The sequence below is a fragment of the Streptomyces sp. S.PB5 genome (genome assembly GCF_030403745.1).
Classification (GTDB): Bacteria; Actinomycetota; Actinomycetes; order Streptomycetales; family Streptomycetaceae; genus Streptomyces.
Genome location: NZ_JAQMWP010000001.1, coordinates 702,683 through 720,047, shown reverse-complemented (window position 1 = coordinate 720,047; position 17,365 = coordinate 702,683). Strand labels below are relative to the sequence as shown.

The following is a 17,365-nucleotide window of genomic DNA, read 5'->3' as shown; positions in this document are numbered from 1 at the left end:
ACGGGACGTCTGTCGATCCTCCGGATCAGACCATCAGGGAACGGTCCGTCGGGCGGATCGGGGCCGGCAGTTCGCTGGCCCCGGTCAGGAACCGGTCGACGCCGCGGGCGGCCGAGCGGCCCTCCGCGATCGCCCACACGATGAGGGACTGGCCGCGGCCCGCGTCACCGGCGACGTACACACCGGGGACGTTGGTCCGGAAGTCGGCGTCGCGCGCGATGTTGCCGCGCTCGTCGAGCTCCAGGCCGAACTGCTCGACCAGGCCGTTCTCGCGGTCGGTGCCGGTGAAGCCCATCGCGAGGGTGACCAGCTGGGCGGGGATCTTGCGCTCCGTGCCCGGCTTCTGGGTCAGCTTGCCGTCGACGAACTCGACCTCGGTGAGGTGCAGCCACTGTACGTTGCCGTCCTCGTCGCCCTCGAAGTGGGTGGTGGAGACGGAGTAGACCCGCTCGCCGCCCTCCTCGTGCGCGGACGTGACCTTGTACAGCATCGGGAAGGTCGGCCACGGCTGGGAGACCGCGTTCCGCTCCTCGTTCGGGCGGGGCATGATCTCCAGCTGCGTGACGGAGGCCGCGCCCTGGCGGTGGGCGGTGCCCACGCAGTCGGCGCCGGTGTCGCCACCGCCGATGACCACGACGTGCTTGCCCTCGGCGGTGATGGGGGCGGTCACGTAGTCGCCCTCCTGCACCTTGTTGGCCAGCGGCAGGTACTCCATGGCCTGGTGGATGCCCTTGAGCTCGCGGCCCGGCACCGGCAGGTCACGCGCGGTCGTCGCACCGGCGGCGATGACGACCGCGTCGTACCGCTTCTTCAGGTCGGTCGCCTTGAGGTCGCGGCCGATCTCGATGCCGGTGCGGAAGCGGGTGCCCTCCGCGCGCATCTGCTCGATACGGCGGTTGATGTGCCGCTTCTCCATCTTGAACTCGGGGATGCCGTACCGGAGAAGGCCTCCGATGCGGTCCGCGCGCTCGTAGACGGCGACGGTGTGACCGGCCCGGGTCAGCTGCTGGGCGGCGGCGAGACCCGCCGGGCCCGAGCCGATGACGGCGACGGTCTTGCCCGACAGGCGCTCGGGGGCCTGCGGGGCGACGTCACCGCTGTCCCACGCCTTGTCGATGATCGAGACCTCGACGTTCTTGATGGTCACGGCCGGCTGGTTGATGCCGAGGACACACGCCGACTCACAGGGAGCCGGGCACAGCCGCCCGGTGAACTCCGGGAAGTTGTTGGTGGCGTGCAGCCGCTCCGACGCGGCCGCCCAGTCCTCGCGGTAGGCGTAGTCGTTCCACTCGGGGATGAGGTTCCCCAGCGGACAGCCGTTGTGGCAGAACGGGATGCCGCAGTCCATGCAGCGGGACGCCTGCTTCGAGATGATCGGCAGCAGCGAGCCCGGGACGTAGACCTCGTTCCAGTCCTTCAGCCGGACGTCGACGGGGCGGGACTTGGCGACCTCGCGGCCGTGGTTCAGGAAGCCCTTCGGGTCAGCCATTGGTCGCCGCCTCCATCATCTTCTCGGTGATCTCGGACTCGGAGAGTCCCGCCTGCTCGGCGGCGTCCTTGGCGGCGAGCACTGCCTTGTACGTGCTGGGGATGATCTTGCTGAAGCGCTCCACGGCGGCATCCCACTCGGCGAGCAGCTTCTCGGCGACCGTCGAACCGGTCTCCTCGGCGTGGCGGCGCACCACGTCGTGCAGCCACTGCTTGTCGGCGTCGTCCAGCGCCTCCACGGCGTTCACGTTGCCGACGTTGACGTTGTCGCGGTCCAGGTCGATGACGTACGCGATACCGCCCGACATGCCGGCCGCGAAGTTGCGGCCCGTCTCGCCGAGGACCACCGCGTGGCCGCCGGTCATGTACTCGCAGCCGTGGTCGCCCACGCCCTCGGAGACCACCAGCGCACCGGAGTTGCGGACGCAGAAGCGCTCACCGGTACGGCCGCGCAGGAACAGCTCGCCGCCGGTCGCACCGTAGGCGATGGTGTTGCCCGCGATCGTGGAGAACTCCGCGAGGTGGTCGGCGCCCCGGTCCGGGCGGACGATCACACGGCCGCCGGAGAGGCCCTTGCCGACGTAGTCGTTGGCGTCGCCCTCCAGGCGCAGCGTGACACCGCGCGGCAGGAAGGCGCCGAAGGACTGGCCGGCGGAACCGGTGAAGGTGATGTCGATGGTGTCGTCGGGCAGACCGGCGCCACCGAACTTCTTCGTCACCTCGTGGCCGAGCATGGTGCCGACCGTGCGGTTGATGTTGCGGATCGCGACCTGGGCGCGCACCGGCTGGGCGTCGGTGGCGCTGGACGCGGCGAGGGCGTCGGCGGCGAGCTTGATGAGCTCGTTGTCGAGTGCCTTCTCCAGGCCGTGCTCCTGCTCGATCACCTGGTGCAGAGCGGCACCCTCGGGCAGCTCGGGCACGTAGAAGAGCGGCTCCAGGTCCAGGCCCTGCGCCTTCCAGTGGTCGACCGCGCGGGTCACGTCGAGGGCCTCGGCGTGGCCGACGGCCTCCTCGATGGAGCGGAAGCCCAGCTCGGCGAGGAGCTCGCGGACCTCCTGGGCGATGAACTGGAAGAAGTTCACCACGTACTCGGCCTTGCCGGTGAACCGGTCGCGCAGCACCGGGTTCTGGGTGGCGATGCCGACCGGGCAGGTGTCCAGGTGGCAGACGCGCATCATGACGCAGCCGGAGACGACGAGCGGCGCGGTCGCGAAACCGAACTCCTCGGCGCCGAGCAGCGCGGCGATGACGACGTCACGGCCGGTCTTCAGCTGACCGTCGGTCTGCACGACGATCCGGTCGCGCAGGCCGTTGAGCAGCAGGGTCTGCTGGGTCTCGGCGAGACCCAGCTCCCAGGGACCACCGGCGTGCTTCAGGGAAGTAAGGGGAGAAGCACCCGTACCACCGTCGTGACCCGAGATGAGCACGACGTCCGCGTGCGCCTTGGACACACCCGCGGCGACCGTGCCGACGCCGACCTCCGAGACCAGCTTCACGTGAATCCGCGCCTGCGGGTTCGCGTTCTTCAGGTCGTGGATCAGCTGGGCCAGGTCCTCGATGGAGTAGATGTCGTGGTGCGGCGGCGGGGAGATGAGGCCGACGCCCGGCGTCGAGTGACGCGTCTTGGCGACCCACGGGTACACCTTGTGGCCGGGCAGCTGACCGCCCTCGCCGGGCTTGGCGCCCTGCGCCATCTTGATCTGGATGTCGTCAGCGTTGACCAGGTACTCGGAGGTCACACCGAAGCGGCCGGAGGCGACCTGCTTGATGGACGACCGGCGGGCCGGGTCGTACAGACGCTCCGGGTCCTCGCCGCCCTCACCGGTGTTGGACTTGCCGCCCAGCTGGTTCATGGCGATGGCGAGGGTCTCGTGCGCCTCCTTGGAGATGGAGCCGTACGACATGGCGCCGGTGGAGAAACGCTTGACGATCTCGGAGACGGGCTCGACCTCGTCGACGGAGATCGACGGGCGGTCCGACTTGCCGTTCTTTTCTGTTTTCAGGGCGAAGAGTCCACGCAGCGTCATGAGCCGCTCGGACTGCTCGTTCACGCGGTCCGTGTACTTCTTGAAGATGTCGAAGCGGCCGGTGCGCGTGGAGTGCTGGAGGCGGAAGACCGTCTCCGGGTCGAACAGGTGCGGCTCGCCCTCGCGGCGCCACTGGTACTCGCCGCCTATGTCGAGGGCGCGGTGCGCGGGCGCGATGCCGGAGGCCGGGTAGGCCTTGGCGTGGCGGGCGGCGACCTCCTTGGCGATGACGTTGATGCCGACGCCGCCGATCTTGGTGGCCGTGCCGTTGAAGTACTTCTCGACGAACTCGTCCGCGAGACCGACGGCCTCGAAGACCTGGGCGCCGCGGTAGGAGGCGACGGTCGAGATGCCCATCTTCGACATGACCTTCAGAACGCCCTTGCCGAGGGCGTAGATCAGGTTGCGGATGGCCTGCTCGGACTCGATGTCGGACAGGAAGGTGCCGGCGCGGACCAGGTCCTCGACGGACTCCATGGCGAGGTACGGGTTCACGGCCGCGGCGCCGAAGCCGATCAGCAGGGCGACGTGGTGGACCTCGCGGACGTCACCGGCCTCGACCAGCAGGCCCACCTGGGTGCGCTGCTTGGTGTGGATGAGGTGGTGGTGGACGGCGGCGGTGAGCAGCAGCGACGGGATCGGCGCGTGCTCGGCGTCGGAGTGCCGGTCCGACAGGACGATCAGACGGGCGCCGTTCTCGATGGCGGCGTCGGCCTCGGCGTAGATCTCCTCGATGCGCGCGGCGAGGGCGTCACCGCCGCCGGAGACCCGGTACAGACCGGACAGGGTCGCGGCCTTGAAGCCGGGCATGTCGCCGTCGGCGTTGATGTGGATGAGCTTGGCCAGCTCGTCGTTGTCGATCACCGGGAACGGCAGGGTGACCGTACGGCAGGACGCGGCGCTCGGCTCCAGGAGGTTGCCCTGCGGGCCCAGGGACGACCGCAGCGAGGTCACGAGCTCCTCGCGGATGGCGTCCAGCGGCGGGTTGGTGACCTGCGCGAACAGCTGGGTGAAGTAGTCGAAGAGCAGGCGCGGGCGCGAGCTCAGCGCGGCGATCGGCGAGTCCGTGCCCATCGAACCGATCGGCTCGGCGGCGGCCTTGGCCATCGGCGCGAGGATGACGCGCAGCTCCTCCTCGGTGTAACCGAAGGTCTGCTGGCGGCGGGTGACCGAGGCGTGGGTGTGCACGATGTGCTCACGCTCGGGCAGGTCGGACAGCTCGATCTCGCCGGCCTCGAGCCACTCGGCGTACGGCTTCTCCGCCGCGAGCTCGGCCTTGATCTCGTCGTCCTCGATGATGCGGTGCTCGGCGGTGTCGACGAGGAACATCCTGCCGGGCTGCAGCCGGCCCTTGCGGACCACCTTGGCGGGGTCGATGTCGAGGACGCCGACCTCGGAGCCGAGTACGACCAGACCGTCGTCGGTGACCCAGTAGCGGCCCGGGCGCAGGCCGTTGCGGTCGAGCACGGCACCGACCTGGGTGCCGTCGGTGAAGGTGACACAGGCCGGGCCGTCCCAGGGCTCCATCATCGTGGAGTGGAACTGGTAGAAGGCGCGCCGGGCCGGGTCCATGGAGTCGTGGTTCTCCCACGCCTCCGGGATCATCATCAGCACGGAGTGCGGCAGCGAACGCCCACCGAGGTGGAGCAGTTCGAGCACCTCGTCGAAGGACGCCGAGTCGGAGGCGTCCGGCGTACACACCGGGAAGACGCGCTCGAGCGCCTTGTCGTCGTTGCCGAACAGGTCCGAGACCAGCTGCGACTCGCGGGCCACCATCCAGTTGCGGTTGCCCTTGACGGTGTTGATCTCACCGTTGTGCGCGACGAAGCGGTAGGGGTGCGCGAGCGGCCACGACGGGAAGGTGTTCGTGGAGAAGCGCGAGTGGACGAGCGCGATGGCCGAGGCGAAGCGGCGGTCGGACAGGTCCGGGAAGAAGGGCTCCAGCTGACCGGTGGTCAGCATGCCCTTGTACACGATCGTGCGCGCGGAGAGCGACGGGAAGTAGACGTCGACCTCGCGTTCGGCGCGCTTGCGCAGCACGAACACCTTGCGGTCGAGGTCGATGCCGGAGCTGACGCCGTCGGCGACGAATATCTCGCGGAAGACGGGCATGGTCGACCGGGCGGTGGCACCGAGCAGCTCAGGAGCGACCGGAACCGCACGCCAGCCGAGGACGGTGAGGCCCTCTTCGGACGCGATGGTCTCGATCTGCGAGACGGAGTCCTCGGTGCCGTCCTCCGGGAGGAAGGCGATGCCGACGGCGTACGCACCGGCCTCGGGCAGCTCGAACCCGGCCACCTCACGGAAGAACGCGTCCGGGACCTGGGTCAGGATGCCCGCGCCGTCACCCGAGTCGGGCTCGGAGCCGGTGGCACCGCGGTGCTCCAGGTTGCGCAGAACCGTGAGCGCCTGTTCGACCAGCGCATGGCTCGCCTCGCCGGTGAGGGTGGCCACAAAGCCGACGCCACAGGCGTCGCGCTCGTTGCGGGGGTCGTACATACCCTGCGCAGCAGGGCGAGCATCCATGAAGGACCACTTCTGGCCATTCGCGGAGTGCTGGGACGGCTGGCGCGGCGTACGCATCGGCTCTCCCGTCGTCGTCTCAAGTGGCATGTCTGGCGTGCCGAGGGACGACGCTGGCCCTCTGCGTGTGCGCAAAATTTCGTGCAGGTTACATGATGGAGCGGATCTCGGGAAGCGGATATCCCGTTCCAACATGCGGACGCCACGAGAGTGCGATGCGGGTATCGCGAACGTGGCCTGAAGTGTGTGGGACCGAACAGGACAGATCAGTGTCTGTCGGTCCAAGGGGGCGGGGGGAGCGGCGTCGCCCACCTCGCGAGTGCGCGGCAGGCGTCATTGCCCACCAGCGCTTACGGCTCATGCCCAGTGGTTAAGCATTCGAAACCAGTGAGTAACGGCTACTTATGCGGCCCAACGCATAAGTTCCAGTTGGCTTATCCTACGGCCGTTCCGAACAAAGTGCCCAGGGCGTACGTCACACCGGCCGCGGCACCACCGAGAGCGAGCTGCCGCAGTCCGCTGAACCACCAGGTCCGCGCGGTCACCTTGGCCACCACGGCACCGCACCCGAAGAGCCCGAGGAGCGCGACGAGCACGGCCGGCCACAGCGCACTGGCGCCCAGCAGATAGGGCAGTACGGGAAGCAGGGCGCCCAGCGCGAACGCCCCGAACGACGACACGGCGGCGACGAGCGGCGAGGGCAGATCCCCGGGATCGATCCCGAGCTCCTCACGGGCGTGTATCTCCAGGGCCTGCTCGGGATCCCGCGACAGCTGCTTGGCGACCTCCCGCGAGAGCCAGGGCTCGACCCCTCGGGCCTCGTACAGAGCCGCGAGCTCGGCTTCCTCGTCCTGCGGATGCTTGCGCAGCTCCCGCCGCTCGACATCCAGCTCGGCCTCGACCAGCTCCCGCTGCGAGGCGACGGAGGTGTACTCACCGGCGGCCATGGAGAAGGCGCCGGCGGCCAGGCCGGCAAGCCCCGTCACCACGATGACCTGCTGGCCGACGGCCCCGCCGGCGACGCCGGTCATGAGGGCGAGGTTGGAGACAAGCCCGTCCATGGCCCCGAAGACGGCGGGCCGCAGCCAACCACCGTTCACATCGCGGTGGGTGTGGTTGTCACGGTGCGCCTCGTGCAGTGGCGCCTCGGTCTCGATGATGGCCATCTCGGACTCCCCCAGGAAAGCTAAGCCAAAGCTAACTTTAGACTGATTCTAATTACCGACAACCAGACTGTACGCCGCGGAATTCCTGCCCGCCAGAAAGGAAAGCCTGGGCTAACCTGCAGCTTTACCCTCGAATGCGCATACGATCAGCACCCCGCTCATATGTCGACCGGGTGATGCTGGGGCTGCGGATGCTCGTGTGACACACCCCGGTGGGACACATCCGCAAAGGCCCCGCGTCCCGTGCGGAGCCTCCGGAAGAGAGGCCCCGTATGGCATCCATCGCCTGCATTCCCTCGGTTCCGACACCCGGCGACGCCGCCCGGCTCCGCGAGCGGGCCCGCGGCGCGCTCCTGGGCCTGGCGGTGGGCGACGCACTGGGAGCACCGGCGGAGAACATGAAACCGTCGGAGATCAGAGCCCGCTGGGGCCGCATCACGGGCTACGTCGCGGAACACCCCGCGGGCACGGACGACACGGAGTACGCGATCTTCTCGGGCCTCCTCCTCGCCCGCCACGGCTCGGCACTGACGCCGACCGATGTGGAAGCGGCCTGGCACAAGTGGATCGCGGACCGGGACGAGGGGCCCTTCCGCGGGGCGGGCTTCAGCGAACGAGGCACCCTGGAGAACCTCCGCAGAGGCCTGGCCGCCCCCATCTCGGCCCAGCATCGCCACGCCTGGAGCGACGGCCTGGCGATGCGGGCGGCCCCCTTCGGCGTCTTCGCGGCGGGCCGCCCGGCAGAGGCGGCAAGGCTGGTGGCCATCGACGGCTCGGTCAGCCACGACGGCGAGGGCATCTACGGCGGCCAGGCGGTGGCGGCAGGCGTGGCAGCCGCCATGACGGGCGCCCCCACGATCGCGGTGGTGGCCTCGGCCCTGGCGGTGGTCCCGGACGACTCATGGACGGCACGGTCCCTGCGCAGGGCGGTGGCGGTGGCCCACAGAGGCGAACGAGCGGTCCGCTCAGCGGTGGTCATCGGCGGCTACCCCTGGACCGACCTGGCCCCCGAAGCGGTCGCATTGGCCTTCGGCGCCTACGCGGCGGCCGACGGCGACTTCGTGGACGCGGTCCTCACGGCGGTGAACATGGGAAGAGACGCCGACACGACGGCAGCGGTGGCGGGGGCGCTGGCGGGCGCGACAAGGGGCGTGTCCGCCATCCCGACGGACTGGGCATCAGCGATCGGCCCGGCCAGAGGCAGCTGCCTCCCGGCAATGGCGGGCCATCACGTCCTGGACGTGGCGGACAGACTGACGGAAGCGGTACGAGGCCCAGATCCCGTGAGCGAGGAGCACTGGCCGACTCCGGACCCGACGGCGTTCGCGCTGGCGGCGGACGAGGACTCGGGGACAAACGGATGAGCCCGCACCTCTCAGCCCGTCCGGCGTTTGAGGACGAGGCCCCTTCAGGGCCGACGGGGGTCCAGGGGGCGGAGCCCCCTGGGTGCGGGGTCGAAGGGGCGGCAGCCCCTGGAGGACGGTGGGGGTCCCCCCTCTGGGGGAGGGAAGGGGCGGCGGGGGCGAAAGAATCCCGGCGCACCGAACAACGCACCGAACAACGCACCCAACGCCGCATCGAAGGCCTCCTGCTAGGCCTGGCCGCAGGCGACGCCGCAGGCTGGCCCGCCGCCCGCCACAGAGCCGCCCGCATGCCCGACTGGACCCGCCGCCTCACCCGCGAACTCGACACCTTCGCCGAACAGAACGCCACCACCACCCTCCCCGTCCCCATCGCCCTCAACCAACCCCCCGAGCCCCTCCGCCTCGGCCCCTCCGACGACGCGGAATGGGCGGCCTTCGCCGCCGAGGCCCTCCTCCGCGCAGGCGACGACACCGCTCTGGGCGACCTGAGCCGGGAACGCCGCACCAGAGCCGCGATCGACCTCACCTGGAACGCCCTCGCCAGTGAGGTGGCCGCTGCGGCGGACCGCGCCCCCGAGGTCGAATCCGCCGTACTCCCCCTGAGAGCCCGTATCTCGGTGCGAGCGGGCCTGGGCAACCTGGCCGCCGGCCTGCGCCCACCCGCGACAGGCCATGACAACCCCCACTACTTCGACGACGCGGCCTGCGTCAGGGCCTGCGTCCTGGCGGTCGCCCACCCCGGCGACCCCCGACTCGCCGCGGCCCTCGCCGAGTTCGACGCCCGCTACACCCAGGACGGCGACGGAGTGCACGGCGCGAGAGCCATGGCCGCGGCCGTCTCCCTGGCCCTGACCGGCGAAACCGTCCACGCCTGCACCACAGCCGCCCTCGCGGAACTCCCCGAGGAAACAGAGATCGGCAGAAACGCCCGCCACGCCCTGAAGCTCGCCCAGGACGCAGAGAACGCCTTCACCCTCGTCCCCCTCCTGGAGCACCAGATCGTCGACCACGTCTACAGCTACGGCATCGCAGCCGCCGAAACGGTCCCCGTGGCCCTGGCCCTCTCCACCGCCGCCCGAGGCCGCATCGCCGAGGCGATCCCCGCCGCGGCCTGTCTCTCCCGGGTCGCGGACTCCGCCCCCGCCCTGACCGGCGCCCTGACCGGCGCGCTGAGCGGCGGCAACGCCATCCCCACCACCTGGCGGGACACCTGCCGCACCCTCTCCGGCTGTGCCCTCCCCCGTCTCACCGGCACCGACCTCGTGGAACTCGCCGAGCTCCTGGAAGCCACACAACCGGCCCCACCAGGTGGATGATTCGGGCATGACGCCCAAACAGCAAGAAAGACGTCCGCCCGATGCGACACCCCTCGAAGACCGGATCGCCCACGCCCTCGTGGGCGCGGCGGTAGGCGACGCCCTGGGCGGTCCGGTCGAGGGTTACTCCCCCGACCAGATCCTCGAACGCCACGGCGGCCGCGTCCACGGCATCGTCGGCCCCTGGAACGGCGACGCCTGGCGCACGGCCCGCCCCATCGCCCCGTACCACAAGGGCGACGGCCACGTCACCGACGACACCTTGATGACGCACGCCCTGATCAGGGTCTACGCCAAGGTCCGCGACCACCTGGACGCCTACGCCATCGCGGACCACCTGGTCCCGGACCTGATGACGACCCCGCGCTGGATCCCGGAGCTGGAACAAGAGGCGCTCCCCCTGCACCGCGTCTTCCTGGCGGAGAAGTGGCTGGTCACCCGCCTCCACTACGCCCACGCAGACCCCCGCGAGGCAGGCGTCGGCAACATCGTGAACTGCGGCGCGGCGATGTACATGGCCCCGGTCGGCCTGGTGAACGCGGCCAACCCCCGCGCCGCGTACGCCGAGGCGCTGGACATCGCGGGCCCCCACCAGTCGTCGTACGGCAGGGAGGCGGCGGGGGTCTTCGCGGCGGCGGTGGCGGCGGCCTGCGCCCCGGACGCGACCCCGGAGTCGGTGGTCACGGCATGCCTGTCCCTGGCGAAGGACGGCACCCGGGAAGCGATCCTCAAGGTCTGCGAAGCGGCCCAGGAGCACAGGGACTTCGAGTCCGCGCTGATCCCCCTCCGAGAAGCGGTCGCCCCCTACGACACCGTGGGCCCCGACTACCGCGCCCCCTCCCTGGGCGCCCGCCGCCCCTCCCGCCTCCACGCGATCGAGGAACTCCCCGTCGCCCTCGGCATGTTGCTGGTGGCCGCGGGCGACTTCCGCCACGCGGTCCTGGGCGCGGTCAACTACGGCCGCGACTGCGACTCGATCGCCACGATGGCAGGCGCGATCGCGGGCGCCCTGGGCTCCCCGCCCCCTGAGGACTGGGCGAAACAGGTATCGGAAGCCAGCCGTCTGGACCTCTGGGAGCCGGCGACGACACTCACCGAGGTGACCCGCGAGATCTACGAACGGGACGTACGCCGCCGCCGCGCCCACGAGGCGGCCTTCACCGCGGTCGGAGGCCCGAGATGCTCCGACTGACCTGGGTCCAGCCGGAAGACCTCCTGGGCCACGAACTCCGCCAGGCGGTGCTGGACGGCCGAGAGGCATGCCTGATCGCGGCGCGATGGAAAGCGGCGGGAGGCCAGGAGGCCCCCCTGAGCGCAGGCGCCTCCCCGGACCCCTCCTCCAGATACCTGCGCCAACTGGCAAAGGACCTACTGGACGAACTGGCAGACCTACCAAGCAAGTCAGAGGAAGCCGAACCAACAGACCTGGCGAGCATCAAGGCACTGTGCCCAGCATGGCCACTTAGCCCGCTTAGCCTGCGGGCAGGCGTGCCGCTAGGGGCGGCACGGGTGGGCGCTGGGGGTCCCCCCTCTGGGGGAGGCACCCCGCCAGCGCGGGCAAGCGCACCCACCCCGACAGCAACCCCCACCCAGGCCAACTACGAAGCAGCCTGGCTAGGCAGAGCCATCGGCTGCCTCCTGGGCAAACCAGTGGAGAAACTCCCCCTGGAAGCCATCCGCGCCCTGGCCAGATCCACCGGCAACTGGCCCCTGAACGCGTACTTCACAGCCAAGGGAGTCCCCGAACCCCTCCTCGAAGCCCACCCCTGGAACCGCCGCTCGGCACCCACCTCCCTCGCCGAGAACATCGACGGCATGCCAGAGGACGACGACCTCAACTACCCCCTCCTCAACCTCCTCCTGCTGCAACGCCACGGCAGATCCTTCACCACCCCCGACGTAGCGACCCTCTGGCTCGACGAACTCCCCGCAGGCCGCACGTTCACAGCGGAACGCATCGCCTACCGCAACCTCCTCCTCGGCCTGAACCCACCGCACACGGCCCGCCACCGCAACCCCTTCCGCGAATGGATCGGCGCCCTGATCCGAGCCGACGTCCACGGCTGGACCAACCCCGGCGACCCGGCAGCCGCCGCCGAACAGGCCCATAGAGACGCCACCCTCACCCACACCGCCAACGGCGTCTACGCGGCGATGTTCACGGCGGCCACGATCGCCGCCGCGGCCACCGGCGAGCACGACATCCACGCCTGTCTGCGCACCGGCCTGACCGTGATCCCCCCGACCTCCCGCCTGATGAAGGCAATCCACCACGCGATCCAACTGGCAGAAGAAACCGAAGACTTCGACAAGGTCGTGGACGAACTCCACGCCACCTACGCCCACACCCACCACTGGGTCCACGCGATCCCCAACACGGCCCTCATCACCGCCGCCCTCACGCACGCCGACGGCGACTTCACCGCATCCATCTGCAAAGCGGTGAGCGGCGGTTGGGACACCGACTCCAACGGCGCCACGGCGGGCAGCATCGCCGCCCTCCTCGCCGGCACTCCCGACAACCTCCCCGACCGCTGGACCGCCCCCCTGAAGAACCGCCTCTCCACCACCGTCGCCGACTTCGACGGCAGCGGCTTCGACGCCCTGGCCCACCTCACCCACCTGGAGGCTTCCCGCCCATGACCCACATCGCCGTCCTAGGCAGCACGAACATGGACCTCGTCGCCTATGTCGAGAAGGCCCCGCAACGCGGAGAGACCGTGACGGGACGCGAGTTCCGTACGGTCCCCGGCGGCAAGGGCGCCAACCAGGCGATCGCCGCGGCCCGCGCCGGCGCGAACGTCTCGATGATGGGCGCGGTCGGCAACGACACCTACGGCACCCAGCTCCGCTCCACCCTCGAACACTCCGGCGTCGACACCGACCATCTCCGCACCGTCGAGGGCCCGTCGGGCACCGCCCACATCGTCGTCGACGACGAGGGCGGCAACGCGATCGTGGTGATCCCCGCCGCGAACGGCACCGTCGACCACCTGGCCCCGGGCGACGAGGGCCTCATCGCCGGCGCCGACGCCCTGCTCCTCCAGCTGGAGATCCCGCTGGCGGCGGTCGTCGCGGGCGCCGAGGCGGCCCGCGCCCACGGTGTCCGGACGATCCTGACGCCTGCCCCGGCCCAGCCTCTCCCCCTCGAACTCCTCACCGCCACTGACCTGTTGATCCCCAACGAGCACGAGGCGACCACCCTCACCGGCCGCACCGACCCGCACGCCGCGGCCCTCGCCCTGCTGGAGGAGGTGCCGGAGGTGGTGGTCACCCTGGGCTCCGCGGGCAGCCTCTACGTGGCCCGCGACGCCGACCCCGTGGCCGTCCCCGCCCCGCAGGTGTCCACGGTCGACTCGACCGGCGCGGGCGACACCTTCGTGGGCGCCCTCGCGGTGGCACTGGGCGAAGGCCGCCCCATGCCGCAGGCCCTGAAGTGGGCGGCCACGGCCGCGGCGATCTCGGTCCAGCGGCCCGGCGCCTCCACATCGATGCCCTACCGCCCGGAGATCGACAAGCAGTTCACGGGATGACCGCCATGAACCGAGCCGCACCCCTCACCGGCCTGCGTGTCCTGGACCTCGCCACCCTCTTCGCCGGCCCCCTGGCCGCCACGATGCTCGGCGACTTCGGCGCGGAGGTCATCAAGGTCGAGCACCCCGCCAAACCCGACCCCTCCCGCGGCCACGGCCCGTCGAAGGACGGCGTGGGTCTGTGGTGGAAACTCCTCGGCCGCAACAAACGCACGATCACCCTGGACCTCTCCAAGCCGGGCGGCCGGACCACCCTCCTGCGCCTCGCCGCCACCGCCGACGTGCTCATCGAGAACTTCCGCCCCGGCACCCTGGAGAAATGGGACCTCGGCTGGGAGGAGCTCTCCGCCGCCAACCCCCGTCTGGTCCTCACCCGTGTCACCGCCTTCGGGCAGTTCGGCCCCTACGCCCACCGCCCCGGCTTCGGCACCCTCGCCGAGGCGATGAGCGGCTTCGCGGCGATCACCGGCGAACCGGACGCACCCCCGACGCTCCCCCCGTTCGGCCTCGCCGACTCCATCGCCGGGCTGGCGACGGCGTATGCGGTGATGACGGCTCTCGCCGCCCGCGACCGCACGGGCGAGGGCCAGGTCGTGGACATGGCGATCATCGAACCGATCCTCAGCGTCCTCGGCCCGCAGCCCACCTGGTACGACCAACTCGGCTACGTCCAGCAACGCACCGGAAACCGCTCCGCCAACAACGCCCCGCGCAACACCTACCGCACCGCGGACGGCAGTTGGGTCGCCGTCTCCACCTCCGCCCAGTCGGTCGCGGAACGCGTGATGCGCCTGGTCGGCCGCGAGGACCTGATCGCCGAACCGTGGTTCGCCACGGGCGCCGACCGGGCCGCCCACGCCGACGTCCTCGACGAGGCGGTCGGCACCTGGATCGCCGGCCGCACCCGTACGGAGGTCCTGGCGGCCTTCGAGAAGGCGGAGGCCGCGGTGGCCCCGGTCCAGGACGTGCGGGACGTGATGACGGACCCCCAGTACGAGGCCCTCGACACCATCACCACGGTCACCGACCCGGAGCTCGGCCCCCTCCGTATGCAGAACGTCCTCTTCCGCCTCTCGGCCACCCCCGGCGCGATCCGCTGGACCGGCCGCCCGCACGGCGCGGACACCGCGGAGGTCCTGACCGAACTGGGCCTGACCAAGGCCGAGTTGGCGACGCTGCGCCAGGCGGGCGCCGTATGACGGCAGCACCACTGACCTGGCTGTACGCCCCCGGCGACCGCCCGCACGTGGTGGCGAAGGCCCTGACGGCCGGCGCCGATGTCGTGGTGATCGACCTGGAGGACGCGGTCGCCCCCGACCGCAAGGCCTACGCCCGCGACGCCACGGCCGAGCTCCTGACCGAGCCCCACCCCGTCCCCGTCCATGTCCGGGTGAACGCCCTGGAGAGCCCTCTCGCGGCGGACGATCTGAAGGCACTGTCCGCCCTCCCCGGCCTGGCCGGCCTCCGTCTCCCCAAGGTCACCTCCCCGGACCAGATCACCACCATCGCCGACCGCATTCCTCCCGCCGCCGGAGGCGCCCTCTCCCTCTACGCCCTCCTGGAAACAGCCCTGGGCGTGGAGCGCGCCTACGACATCGCCGCGGCCCACCCCTGCCTGCACGGCATCGCCCTCGGCGAGGCGGACCTCCGCGCCGACCTGGGCGTACGCGACGACGCCGGCCTCGACTGGTCCCGCTCCCGAGTCGTCGTGGCCGCCCGAGCCGCGGCCCTCCCGCCCCCGCCCCAGTCGGTCCACCCCGACATCCGCGACCTGGAGGGCCTGGCCGCCTCCTGCGCCCACGGCCGCACCCTCGGCTTCCTGGGCCGCGCCGCCATCCACCCCCGCCAGCTCCCGGTGATCGAGCGGGCCTACCTCCCGACGACCTGGGAGATCGAACAGGCGGAAACGATCGTGAAGGCGGCGTCCGTGGAACCGGGCGCCCAGGCACTGCCCGACGGCAGCTTCATCGACGCCGCGGTGGTGGCGGCGGCCCGACGCACCCTGTCCCTGGCACGCCGCCGCTGACGACCGCCCGCATACGACGAGGGCGCCCGGCAGACCCGGGCGCCCTCGTCGTCGTACGACAGCCGTCAGCTCTTCCTGGCCGACTCGGCCTCATCCGCGGACTCGGCCGCATCCGTATCCGTCGATCCGGCCTCGTCCTTCGACTCGGCCTCGGCCTTCACCTCGGCGGAGCCGGGCTCGGCCTTTTCCTCGCCGTCCGTCTTCTCGTCCTCCGCGTCCTCACCGTCAGCGGCATTCGGCTCGACGACCTCTTCGCGCCCCGGGCGCTTCCTCGCCGACAGCACGATGTACAGCACCGCGAGCAGGAACACGATGACCGCGGTCCAGTTGTTCAGCCGCAGGCCCAGGATGTGGTGGGCGTCGTCGACGCGGAGGTACTCGATCCAGAACCGGCCCACGCAGTACGCGGCGACGTACAGCGCGAACGCTCGTCCGTGGCCCAGCTTGAAGCGGCGGTCGGCCCAGATGACGAGGAGGGCGACGCCGATGCACCACAGGGACTCGTAGAGGAAGGTCGGGTGGTAGTAGCCCGGGACCCGGCCGTCCGTGGAGGACGTGATGTGCAGGGCCCAGGGCAGATCCGTCTCCCGCCCGTACAGCTCCTGGTTGAACCAGTTGCCCCAACGGCCGATCGCCTGTGCGAGGGCGATGCCGGGGGCGATGGCGTCGGCGTAGGCCGGGAGCGGGATGCCCCGGCGGCGACAGCCGATCCAGGCACCCACCGCACCGAGCGCGATCGCGCCCCAGATGCCGAGACCGCCCTCCCAGATCTTGAAGGCGTCCACCCAGTCACGGCCCTCGCTGAAGTACAGCTCGTAGTCCGTGATCACGTGGTACAGCCGGCCGCCGAGCAGACCGAACGGCACGGCCCAGACCGCGATGTCGGCCACCGTGCCGGCCCGCCCGCCCCGGGCGATCCAGCGCTTGTTGCCGAGCCAGACGGCAACGAAGACGCCGATGATGATGCAGAACGCATAGCCGCGCAGCGGAATGGGGCCGAGGTGGATCACCCCGCGCGACGGGCTGGGAATGTAGGCAAGTTCCATGGCAACCCCGACGCTACCGTGCCGGGCGGCGCCCGCGGCAGGCAGCCCGGCTACGGGTCCATAACGGGAGGGCCGGAGAACTCCTATCCCTTGTTGGCCTCCTGCACCAGCTGCTTCAGCTTCGCCGGGGTCATCGTCTGGTCCTGATAGATGTTCTTGCCGTCCAGGAGCACGGTCGGGGTACCGGTGAACTTGCCCTTGCGGAAGGCCGCCGCGGACTTGGCGACCCAGCTGTCGTGGGTGCCGCCCTCGACACAGGTGCGGAACGCCGGGGTGTCCAGGCCGTCGACCTTCTTGGCCAGCTCGATGAGCTTGCTGTTCTTGGCGTAGGCGTCGTCGGTCTCCGCCGGCTGGTTCTCGTACAGCACGTCGTGGTACGCGGTGAACTTGCCCGCGTCCTGCGCACAGGCCGCCGCGTTGGCCGCCTTGCGGGAGCCGGAGCCGCCCATGTTGGTGTCGATGATCGTGGCGAGGCGGTACTCGGCCTTCAGCTGTCCGGAGTCGGTCAGCTCGTGGATGGTCGAGCGGTAGGCGTCCTCGAAGGACTTGCAGGCCGGGCAGCGGAAGTCCTCCCAGACCGTGAGCGTGGACTTGGCGCTCGTCCTGCCGACCGGGACGGCGAGGTTGCCGTCGCCGTTGGCCCCCGAGGGCGCCACGACCGGGCCCGCGGTGTCGCTGTCGTCGTCCTTGCCCGCGTTGGCGGCGACCACTCCGATCACCGCCGCGAGCCCCAGCACACAGACGACACTGGCACCCACAATCAGCGTCCGCCGCCGCTTCTCCGCGGTCTTCTGCTTCTCTCGCTCGACCGCCAGCCGCTCGCGGGCGGTGCGCTTTCCCTCACGGTTCTTCTCGCTCACACCCGCAGAACGAACC

The 17,365-nt window shown here is 70.6% G+C and carries 12 protein-coding genes; 7 read left to right on the top strand and 5 right to left on the bottom strand.

Annotated features, from left to right (window positions below; all coding sequences use genetic code 11):
• Window positions 1–25 precede the first annotated feature (25 nt).
• The 3 genes from PH203_RS03230 to PH203_RS03220 form a co-directional block, all read right to left on the bottom strand.
• Window positions 26–1,489, bottom strand: a complete 1,464-nt coding sequence (locus tag PH203_RS03230; RefSeq protein WP_289915808.1) for a glutamate synthase subunit beta — start codon at window positions 1,487–1,489, stop codon at window positions 26–28.
• Window positions 1,482–6,098, bottom strand: coding sequence for a glutamate synthase large subunit (gene gltB, locus PH203_RS03225; protein ID WP_289915806.1), 4,617 nt, complete (start codon window positions 6,096–6,098; stop codon window positions 1,482–1,484). The genes PH203_RS03230 and gltB overlap by 8 nt, the downstream gene beginning before the upstream one ends.
• Before the next feature lie 374 nt (window positions 6,099–6,472).
• Window positions 6,473–7,204 (bottom strand): VIT1/CCC1 transporter family protein, encoded by a 732-nt coding sequence (locus tag PH203_RS03220; RefSeq protein ID WP_289915804.1) that lies wholly within the window; start codon window positions 7,202–7,204, stop codon window positions 6,473–6,475.
• A gap of 272 nt (window positions 7,205–7,476) precedes the next feature.
• Between PH203_RS03220 and PH203_RS03215 the strand changes: the two genes are divergently transcribed.
• Genes PH203_RS03215 through PH203_RS03185 form a run of 7 tightly spaced genes read left to right on the top strand, consistent with a single transcriptional unit; the run spans window position 7,477 to window position 15,443 of the window.
• A complete protein-coding gene (locus PH203_RS03215) occupies window positions 7,477–8,568 on the top strand; it encodes an ADP-ribosylglycohydrolase family protein (protein ID WP_289915802.1) in 1,092 nt (363 codons plus the stop codon).
• Complete coding sequence (locus tag PH203_RS03210; protein WP_289915799.1) at window positions 8,565–9,884, top strand: ADP-ribosylglycohydrolase family protein; 1,320 nt, start codon at window positions 8,565–8,567, stop codon at window positions 9,882–9,884. Before PH203_RS03215 ends, PH203_RS03210 begins: the two co-directional genes overlap by 4 nt.
• A 7-nt stretch (window positions 9,885–9,891) precedes the next feature.
• Window positions 9,892–11,076: an ADP-ribosylglycohydrolase family protein gene (locus tag PH203_RS03205; RefSeq protein WP_289915798.1), complete on the top strand. Its 1,185-nt coding sequence runs from the start codon at window positions 9,892–9,894 to the stop codon at window positions 11,074–11,076.
• Window positions 11,064–12,527, top strand: a complete 1,464-nt coding sequence (locus PH203_RS03200) for an ADP-ribosylglycohydrolase family protein (protein ID WP_289915796.1) — start codon at window positions 11,064–11,066, stop codon at window positions 12,525–12,527. The genes PH203_RS03205 and PH203_RS03200 overlap by 13 nt, the downstream gene beginning before the upstream one ends.
• Window positions 12,524–13,417, top strand: coding sequence for a ribokinase (gene rbsK / locus PH203_RS03195; protein ID WP_289915794.1), 894 nt, complete (start codon window positions 12,524–12,526; stop codon window positions 13,415–13,417). The genes PH203_RS03200 and rbsK overlap by 4 nt, the downstream gene beginning before the upstream one ends.
• Window positions 13,414–14,616: a CoA transferase gene (locus PH203_RS03190; RefSeq protein ID WP_289915793.1), complete on the top strand. Its 1,203-nt coding sequence runs from the start codon at window positions 13,414–13,416 to the stop codon at window positions 14,614–14,616. Before rbsK ends, PH203_RS03190 begins: the two co-directional genes overlap by 4 nt.
• Entirely contained in the window at window positions 14,613–15,443 is an 831-nt protein-coding gene (locus PH203_RS03185; RefSeq protein ID WP_289915792.1) for a CoA ester lyase, read from the top strand. The genes PH203_RS03190 and PH203_RS03185 overlap by 4 nt, the downstream gene beginning before the upstream one ends.
• 65 nt (window positions 15,444–15,508) lie before the next feature.
• Here the strand turns inward: PH203_RS03185 and lgt are convergent, their stop codons facing one another.
• Window positions 15,509–16,489 (bottom strand): prolipoprotein diacylglyceryl transferase, encoded by a 981-nt coding sequence (lgt, locus tag PH203_RS03180; RefSeq protein WP_289915791.1) that lies wholly within the window; start codon window positions 16,487–16,489, stop codon window positions 15,509–15,511.
• Window positions 16,490–16,572: 83 nt separating this feature from the next.
• Complete coding sequence (locus tag PH203_RS03175; RefSeq protein ID WP_289915790.1) at window positions 16,573–17,349, bottom strand: thioredoxin domain-containing protein; 777 nt, start codon at window positions 17,347–17,349, stop codon at window positions 16,573–16,575.
• Window positions 17,350–17,365: the final 16 nt, after the last annotated feature.

Coding starts and splice junctions, on each gene's coding strand:
- PH203_RS03185 (WP_289915792.1), top strand. CDS start 14,613: ATGACGGCAGCACCACTGACCTGGCTGTACGCCCCCGGCGACCGCCCG.
- PH203_RS03210 (WP_289915799.1), top strand. CDS start 8,565: ATGAGCCCGCACCTCTCAGCCCGTCCGGCGTTTGAGGACGAGGCCCCT.
- gltB (WP_289915806.1), bottom strand. CDS start 6,098: ATGCGTACGCCGCGCCAGCCGTCCCAGCACTCCGCGAATGGCCAGAAG.
- PH203_RS03200 (WP_289915796.1), top strand. CDS start 11,064: ATGCTCCGACTGACCTGGGTCCAGCCGGAAGACCTCCTGGGCCACGAA.
- PH203_RS03190 (WP_289915793.1), top strand. CDS start 13,414: ATGACCGCCATGAACCGAGCCGCACCCCTCACCGGCCTGCGTGTCCTG.
- rbsK (WP_289915794.1), top strand. CDS start 12,524: ATGACCCACATCGCCGTCCTAGGCAGCACGAACATGGACCTCGTCGCC.
- PH203_RS03220 (WP_289915804.1), bottom strand. CDS start 7,204: ATGGCCATCATCGAGACCGAGGCGCCACTGCACGAGGCGCACCGTGAC.
- PH203_RS03205 (WP_289915798.1), top strand. CDS start 9,892: ATGACGCCCAAACAGCAAGAAAGACGTCCGCCCGATGCGACACCCCTC.
- PH203_RS03230 (WP_289915808.1), bottom strand. CDS start 1,489: ATGGCTGACCCGAAGGGCTTCCTGAACCACGGCCGCGAGGTCGCCAAG.
- lgt (WP_289915791.1), bottom strand. CDS start 16,489: ATGGAACTTGCCTACATTCCCAGCCCGTCGCGCGGGGTGATCCACCTC.
- PH203_RS03215 (WP_289915802.1), top strand. CDS start 7,477: ATGGCATCCATCGCCTGCATTCCCTCGGTTCCGACACCCGGCGACGCC.